Annotated in this window: 6 protein-coding genes; all 6 read right to left on the bottom strand. The window is 67.6% G+C overall.

Annotation, left to right across the window (positions count from 1 at the left end; genetic code table 11):
• Positions 1-114: 114 nt before the first annotated feature.
• Complete coding sequence (locus tag BST15_RS20310; protein ID WP_046191401.1) at positions 115-414, bottom strand: PE family protein; 300 nt, start codon at positions 412-414, stop codon at positions 115-117.
• Between the two features lie 339 nt (positions 415-753).
• Positions 754-2544: a type VII secretion AAA-ATPase EccA gene (eccA, locus tag BST15_RS20315; RefSeq protein WP_109370896.1), complete on the bottom strand. Its 1791-nt coding sequence runs from the start codon at positions 2542-2544 to the stop codon at positions 754-756.
• Positions 2545-2576: 32 nt separating this feature from the next.
• Positions 2577-3743 (bottom strand): type VII secretion protein EccE, encoded by a 1167-nt coding sequence (eccE, locus tag BST15_RS20320; RefSeq protein WP_046191403.1) that lies wholly within the window; start codon positions 3741-3743, stop codon positions 2577-2579.
• Positions 3740-5545 (bottom strand): type VII secretion-associated serine protease mycosin, encoded by a 1806-nt coding sequence (mycP, locus tag BST15_RS20325; protein ID WP_083071154.1) that lies wholly within the window; start codon positions 5543-5545, stop codon positions 3740-3742. The genes eccE and mycP overlap by 4 nt, the downstream gene beginning before the upstream one ends.
• The gene (gene eccD, locus BST15_RS20330) at positions 5523-7037 is read right to left on the bottom strand and encodes a type VII secretion integral membrane protein EccD (protein WP_046191475.1); all 1515 of its coding nucleotides are present in this window, start codon (positions 7035-7037) and stop codon (positions 5523-5525) included. Before eccD ends, mycP begins: the two co-directional genes overlap by 23 nt.
• Positions 7038-7208: 171 nt before the next feature.
• Positions 7209-8108 (bottom strand): ESX secretion-associated protein EspG, encoded by a 900-nt coding sequence (locus tag BST15_RS20335; protein WP_046191474.1) that lies wholly within the window; start codon positions 8106-8108, stop codon positions 7209-7211.
• Positions 8109-8264: the final 156 nt, after the last annotated feature.

Below are 8264 nucleotides of genomic sequence, written 5' to 3' on the forward strand. Positions count from 1 at the left end.
GCACATCAAAACGACCCGCCATCGAACGCATCGCGTCCGGGTCAGTCATAAAACGAGTAGCCATTTGTCTCTCCTCTTTTCTACGAACGTTGGTGAAAAATAGTGGTATTCGGTCTATCCGGCTGCCGCGGCATTGGCCGCCTCGGTGGCCGCGTAGGTGTTGGCGCTGGTGTTCAGCGTGGCGACGAACGCCTGGTGGATCGCCTCAGCCTGAGCGCTGATGGCCTGGTACATGCTGGCGTGCGCGGCGAACTGCGCAGCGGTCAGCGCCGAGACCTCGTCAGCGGCAGCAGGAACCACACCCGTGGTGGGCGAAGCAGCGGCGGCGTTCTGCGCGCTGAGCGAAGCACCGATGGCGGCCAGGTTGCTCGCAGCGGCGGTCAGGGCCTCCGGTTGGGTGTTCACGAATGTCATGGGGTTCTCCTCCAAGAGAGTCAGTCGAAAGCGACCGACGTTCACCGGGTGCGTCGAACAGGTATCCGGCCACGACGTTGTGCCGGAGTGGTTCAGCGCTATGGGGTTCTGGTGACAGGCACGGTGCCGAAACCGGATCGGGAGGAAACCATCACCGACCCGCAGTGGGCACAATCACCGGGACACAAGTTTCGTCCTCACCTCCTGACACCGGCAGAAACCATTGAGCCGAACAGAAGCACGGCCCCTTACCTGCGCAATGGTTGCATCGGCGTCAGCGACCGTCAACCCGGACAGGCGATACTTACGCTGTGAATCGCCTGCCTAGCGACTGACTGTTCAGGACGTTTTCTTCTCGGCAACCGCCGCGCTGAGCCCTTCGGCGAGATCCTCGCGCGTCAGCTCCTTGAACTTGTGCAGCCATTCCTCGCTGAAATCGGTGACATCGCCCGAGAGCACCGCGTCCAGTTCAGAATCATCGAGACGAAAACTCCGGTGATCCCGGGCCTTCTCCACCACGTTGCGCACGAATCCGGCGTTACCCAGCACGTCGATGCCCCGGATCAGGTCACCGTCTTCGGAGTAGTTCTCGTCCGCGTAGAACTTGGTGTAGGACGGCAGCAGTCCCTCGACCGCCTCGTCGCTGACCACGTCCTCGTTCTCCGCGCCCATCATCTTGGTCAGTTCCAGCAGTTCCGGCGGGGTGTAGCTGAAGAACTCGATCACCGTCGAAAAACGACGCCGCAGGCCCTGGTTCACCTCAAGCATCTTGTCCATGGCGTTGGCGTAGCCGGCGCCGAATACCACCAACTCGTCGCGGTGGTTCTCCATGTACAGCAGCAGCGTGTTGATGATCGCGTTGCCGTAGGCGTCGCCCTGGCTGTAGCCGCTCTCATGCAGCGTGTGCATCTCATCGAAGAACACCGCACCGCCGCGCGCGCCTTCGAGCAGCTCTTCGGTGTTCTTTTCGGCATCGGCCATGTAGCGACCGAGCAGCTTGGATCGATTGGTCTCCACAACCAGCGGCTTGCGCAGCACGGTCAGGCCACACAGCTGCTTGGTGAACGCTCGCGCCACCGAGGTCTTGCCGGTTCCGGGCGGACCGAGCAGCAGAGTGTGGCGCGACGTCACCGGCACCGGCAGGCCCATCTTGGCGCGCGCCAGATTCACCTTGGTGGTCGCCTTGATCAGCTTGATCTCGCGTTTGGCCTGATCCATGCCGAGCATGGCGGCCAATTCCGCGTCGCCTTCGGCCAGGTAACGGGCCGCTTCCTCGGCGTGCCGGTGGGCTTCGGCCTCTTCCCGGGTCGGTGCGCTGTCCGGATCCCAGGGATCGGTGCGCGCCTCGATGGTCTCCGGGTCGGTCAGTACCAGGCGGAAGTCGAGATTGTCGAGAGCCTCGCGGGCCGGGGTGAACTTCGAGTCCCGGGAATAGACTCGGCGCAGCAACTCGGCGGCCTCGTCCTCCCGGCCCAGATGGCGCAGGCACATGCCCTGGGTGTACAGCGCGACATTGGCGGCGCTGGGCACGCGGTCACCCTCGATCGCCTCCTGGGCGCGCCGCGTCGCTTCCTCGAACACCCCGAGCGAGGCCAGCGCGGTAGTGGCCATCGCCGCCGCCGCCGCCTTCAGCTCGGGCTGGCGCCACGGGGCTGCCGCCGGAAACTGCTTGAGCACGTCCGGCCAGCGTCCGGTCCGGAAGTACAGCAGCCCCCGGACATAGCTGACCAGCTCGGCCTCGAAGGGGTTGCGCGCCTCGATTCCGTCGAGCAGTGCCGACGCCTCGGCGTAGCGCTTGGCCTCTGCCAGGGCGGCGGCGTAGGCGGCGGCCAGCGTCTCGACGCTGGTGATCAGCAGCCGCAGGAACATCCCGTCGGAGAACTCCGGACGGAACTCCAGGTCAGACAGGCCTAAACGGCGGGTCTCCCAGCCGAAGGTGCGTACCGTCGCCCACGCGTTCTCCAGCACCTCCAGGGAAGAGTCCCCAGCGAGCAGCCGGGCCAGCCAGGCGTCGCACATGGTCGGGTCGATCGTGGTGGCCGTGGTGAACATCTGCAGGGCGACCTGCGGATTATGGCTGGGCTGCAGCCCGTTGACCGAGATGCCCGAGGCCAACATCCCCGCGACCATTGCGTTTCGTGCATCGGTCGTGTGCGGACCGGTCACCCGCGCACCCCGGCCCCCGCAGGCGTGTATTCCTCGATCACATCCACGGTCACCGGCAACTGTTCGCCGGCCTGCAGGTCCCGGCCCGGCACCGACATCCGCCGGTGCACCGACGGCGCCGGCAAGCTGGCGCAGACCGCTTCCAGTCGGCGCTTGCCCACAAAGCGGTTCAGCGCCGACCGCATGTTCTTAGTGGGCTTCTCCGCGGTGTGATAGCGCGCCAGCACCGAGATCTCGGTGCTTCGCCCACCACCCCGGGTCAGCCGCACGGTGACCACGCTGACATCGGTCTCGGGGTACCACAGGTGCTCGAGGTTCTCCGGATTGATGTCGGAGGGCGTCAACCAGTAGCTGGTGACATGGCCCTCGGGACGGGCGCGGAACAACCGGTGCCGAAGGTGGGCGCCCTCCAGGCCCGCCAGCACGGCCTCATCGACGGCGTCGAACTCGTCGGAGCGCAGCACCTGCGCGCTGAGCTGACGGCCGTCGATGTCCTCGGCCAGCCGCTCGGTGGCGACCGCCAGGGTGGCGGCCAGCGAATCGCGCGTGGCGACCGCGTTGACGTTGCGCTGCGGGTCCATCCGCAAGACCACCCAGGTGCGGCGGCGATCGGGCATGGACGGATTCTCATCGACGTCGGGGTCGCCGGCGGCGCGGGGCTCCGCGCGGGTGCCGACCGACACGATGTCGATGCTGTCCAGCCGTAGATCGAACTGGCGCAGCCCGGCGGCCAGGCGCTCCACGGACAGGGTCGGCTCCGCCTCACGCCCATGGCGGCCGCTCGCCACAGTGGGTCGGCCACCCACGGCGATCACCGAAACCAGCTGGCCCTCGTGCTCGCGGATGCCGACCGATTCCCGGCCGAATCGGCGGTGGTGGTCGATAGACGATCCTCGTGCCCGGCTCAGTGCCGCTTCGGGATCGGTGAACTGATCGGCCACCCACGACGCCCACATCGAGCTGACCGGCACCCGGTGGAAAGTCAGCAGCGCGACGAGCGCGACCAGCACCGCGGCCCCGATGCCCGACCACCATACGTAGTCGGCTACCTGGGCGTCACCGGGCCAGCGACCGGCGAGGACCAAGATCCCCATGTCGATCAGAAAGACCGCGGTGACCCGCATCCAAGACAGGTTCAGACCTAGTGCGTGCTGTGCCTTCATCGGTTCCTTGACGATCGTCGCAGTGCTGCCACTCCAAGGGCCACGCCGGCGGCGGCGAGCGCAGCCAACAATCCGGCTCCGGCGACCCAGGCCGGTGTCATATCACGTTCTGGCGGCATCGGCGGCACCTGCAGCGGCGCCGACAGCCGCTCCGGCGGTTGGGCCGGACCGTCGGGAACGTCCCAGGTCAGCGCCGCGACCGGGTCCACAATGCCGTGACCCACCACGTTGTCGACCCCGCGCGCCGGTGGCCGGGCGGTGCGGACCAGCCGGTTGATCACCTGATGAGCCGACAGCTCCGGGTACTTGGCCCGCACCAGTGCTGCCACACCGGAGACGATAGCCGTCGAGAAGCTGGTGCCCGACGGGACCAACAGCGAGTTCTCCGGACCGTCGACGGCGTTCATCAGCCCGTCATCACGCGGCGAGAGGCCCTCGATGTCGGTGCCGGGAGCGGCGATCGACACCCAGGGACCGGCGACACTGGACTTGGACAGCGGCGCACCCGCCGAATCGACCGCGCCGACGGTCAAAACGTATTCGTCGTACCACGCCGGCGTCACCACGGTGTTGACGCCGTTCCAGTCGCGAGGGTCATCGGGGCGCATCGCGTTGTAGGTCGGGTTCTGCTTGCAGTCCCGCCAGCTGGTGTCACCGGCCGCCGCGACGATCACCACGTTCTTCTCGACCGCGGCGTAGCGCACCGCAGCACCCAGATCAGCCTGATCGAGCATGGTCCGCACATTCATGCACACAGCCGAGGAGATGTTGATGACTTGGGCACCCATGTTCGCGGCGTGCACGATCGCCCGCGCCATGGTCCGAATGCCCTCGTTCTTCTCCCGCAGCTGCGGGTCCTGACCATTGCCGAACGGCTCTTTGGGGCCGAACGCGGCGCTGTACTGCCGGATCGCGATCAGCTGCACGTCGGGTGCGATACCGCTGAACGCATCCGGTCCGGTGCCTGGTGGCGGCGCGCTGGGAGCGCGGAAGTCGACCGGTGCGGTCCGAGCCTGACCCGAGAAACCGGCTGATCGCACGGCATCGCCCGCCCCGTAACGCGGGAGCTGCGCAGACGAGGCAGCGGCGCCGGGTCCGGGAGCCGGTCCGGCCGGTGGCGCAGGCGCCGGGGCCGGGGGTGGCGGTGGTGGCGGCGGAGGCGGAGCAGGAAAGAAACCGGGAACCTGCTCCTCACCTTCGGTGGGAGCCGGCGCCGGAGGCGCCTCGGGCGGCGGCATCACCAGGATGGTCGTCGCCGGCGACGGGGTCGGCGTCGGCTCGTTGGTGGGGACCGACGGAGGCCGGCGGGTCTGGCGTGGCGGAGGCAGCGGGACCCCGTTGTCGGGCATCGCGGCGATCAGCGAGGCCACCAAGGTCCCGTGCGCATCGCAGTCCGACAGCCCGTCGCCGCCGGCCATCACGTAGTCGCCGCCGGGGATCAGGTTCGGCAGCCGCGGGTGCGGGGTGACGCCGGTGTCGATGACCGCGACGGTGACGCCTCCCCCGCGGCCGAACTTCCAGGCCTCCTGCAGGTTGAGCATGTCCATGTAGGCGGGCTGCACACGGAAGTCGGTGTTGGGCAGCACACCGACCTCGGTGCAGTACGAGGTCTGCCGCATGGTCTGCGGCGGGCCGGGGGTGCCGTCGGGCGGCAATGCCGCCGGATCGATGCCGGGCGGCTCGATCGCACCGGCGGCCGGCAGCCCGGCCAGCGACCCGCTGGCCATCATGATCATCGCGGCGCCGGCGGCCGCGGTGCGCTGCAGCCGACCCACGCCCCTACCGGTACCGGATCGCTTCATAGGTATTCATCAACCACAGTGCCAGCGGGAACAACGGCATCAGGCACAGATATTCGATCCATTCCACAAATTTGCGGAACAGCGGGCTGTAGATGGTGTTCGGCACGATCACCGCCGACAGCAGGCCGAACATCGGAACCAGCGCCAGCAGGGCGACGCCGACCACCAGGGCGGTCGGGGTCCACAGGACCACCACGAAGCGCACCACCACGGCCGCGATGATCACCAGGCCGGTGAGCGTCACGGTGACCGACTGCCAGCGGTCCCGGAAGGAGCGGCCTCGCAGCACCAGGAATCCGGCGGTCAGGCCGGCCAGCACCACCGGCAGCCACGTGCGGTCCGAGTGGGGGTCGCACAGCCCGGTGATACACACCGCGGTCAGCACGCCCAGCCCGGTCAGCAGGCCAGTCAGGAACGACCTGGCCCGCTCCGCGCGCAGCACCACCTCGCGAATGGACTCCGGGCCTTCCAGGGACGGCGGAGCTCCGGGCGTGGTGACCACCGTGGTGGGCAGGTCGGGCCGGGCTTCGAACACCCAGCGGCTGGTGGCCGAGGGGAAGACCGGCAGCCGCAGGCCCGCGAACCATCGCGACAGCGACGGCGCCCACTGGTAGGCGAGCACACAGGCCAGGTACACGCACGTCATCAGGGTCACCGCGCCGGTCATGAACAGCATTCGCAGCACCCCGCCGAACATCACCGCGACGCTGATGACAGCTACGGCCGCATAGGCGGCCAATTGCCGGCCGGTGAGGCGGATAACCGCCAGGGCGGCGATTCCGGCGACGCCGAAGCCCAGCGCGGCATGCGCGGCTCCCACCTCGCCGGGCACCGCCGCCGCGGCCGCCACGACCAGCGGCACCAGACCGGTTGCCAGCAGGGTGTCACCGACGCGCCGGTCCGAGTCGTTGCGCGCCTGCATCAGGATCAGTGCTGCGGCGATCAACACCAGGAAGGCCAGCCCCGCGCTGAAGCCGGCCGTCAGCCAGCCTTCGTGCTGCACCCGCCAGGCGGCGAGCAGCCCGGTGGCCATCAACACGCCCAGGGCCAGGGTCGCCACCCCGACGCGCACCGCTGTCGCCGCGTCGACCGGGGCGAATCGCTTGGCAAGGTTGACCGACACCGCGGTGGAGATGTGCTCGATGACCGGCGAGCGCCGTTCCCGGTCCTCGATGAAGCGCAGCCACAGACGATCGCCGTCGTAGACGCCCTGCTCGGTCAGTGACTGGTTCGGGCGCAGCGCCGTACCGTCGACCAGGCACAGCACCCAGCGGCCACGCCCATCGGGCTGCAGTACGGGCTCTTCGAGCTCCTGAAGACGGCCATTGATGACGTTGAGCAGCGGGTCCAGCATCACCGACACCGGGGCGTCGGCATCGAGCAATGTGCCGATCTGGACGCCTTCGCCGGCCATGACGCCGACCACCACGGCCCGCGGTCCTGTCGACGCGAGGTCTCCGCCCGCCTGCCCCGATTCGATCGCCGCGGTCATGACTGCGCCTCGCGATCGACCAATATCGAACCCACAGAACCCATAGGTGCCGCCTCGTAATGTGTCATTTTTAAAGTCAGTCCAATTCTAAAGGCAATTCACGTTATTCGCACGATCGCGTTTAACCGCGGTTTTTCGTTGCACACTTGGCATTCAGCGGCCGATAGGCCGCTAGACCCTCCGATGCGTCTTCCAGGCACCGTAGGGCAGGGTGTCCAGAACGGTTTTGACGCCCACCTGAACCAACTGCGGGGTGGCCGGGCAAATCGCCAGCCACGCCTCACCCGAGCCCGCGGTGCGCGCCTGCTGATACAGCGCAATCCGGCCGCCCGAGCCGTCTTTGAGCGAGAGCACCGAGGCGCTGGGCCCCTTGGCGTCGTCGCGGTACTGCCGCGCATACACCGCGGCTTCGGCCGCCGGTTCCGACAGGGCCTGTCCGAGTGCCGCGACGGTGGCCGCGCTGATTCCCATCCGGCGCAGGTCTCCCCCGGTGAAGATGTTGAAGCCCGAGTCCTGCCAGCTCTGGGTGGCCTCCAGCATCTCTTCCATCGGCACGTTGACGGCGGTGATCTGGGCGGGGTCGGCGTGGTGGATGGACTCCATACCGTCCAACACCAGCGCGGCAATCGATGCCGCGTCGGTCACCGCGACGTCGTCGACGGTGATGTCGGTGCCGACGCGGACCGCCGACACCCAGTGCTCGCCGCGCCGCGCCAGCAGTACCCGAAACTCGTTGTCGGGAATGTCGCGGGTCCCGGGCTCCTGGTCATCGGCGTCGATGACGCCGTAGCGCAGCTTGCCCAGCGACAGCAGTGCGACCACTTCGAGATCGGGTGCGGCAAGCACCCGCATGCGTGCCGCCACGGTCTCATTGACCTCGTCGTCGACGACGATGCCCTGCTCGCGCATCACCGCCATGCCCGGATGCTCGGAGAGCCAGTCATTTGAATCGGTTGAAACATAAGGACGGCAACGCAACTCGGGAGCAACATGACGGATGTCCAGAAGCGCCTGCAGCATCCAGAAACCCTCGACGTTGACGGTGATGTCTGTGCGAGTGCTCGGGTCCATCACTACCCTCCTCTGCTGAGTTGGTCGATGTACTTGGCTATTGGATCACGCGAGAGGGCGTGACCGCTCGGCACCACCCGCGAACCGCAGTACGCGACAGCACACCCGTGGATCGGGTGTGCTGCCGCGCTGCGAACTGCGGGACACTCAGGCCCA

Origin of the sequence: Mycolicibacter arupensis, assembly GCF_002086515.1 — a bacterium.
Lineage (GTDB): Bacteria > Actinomycetota > Actinomycetes > Mycobacteriales > Mycobacteriaceae > Mycobacterium > Mycobacterium arupense.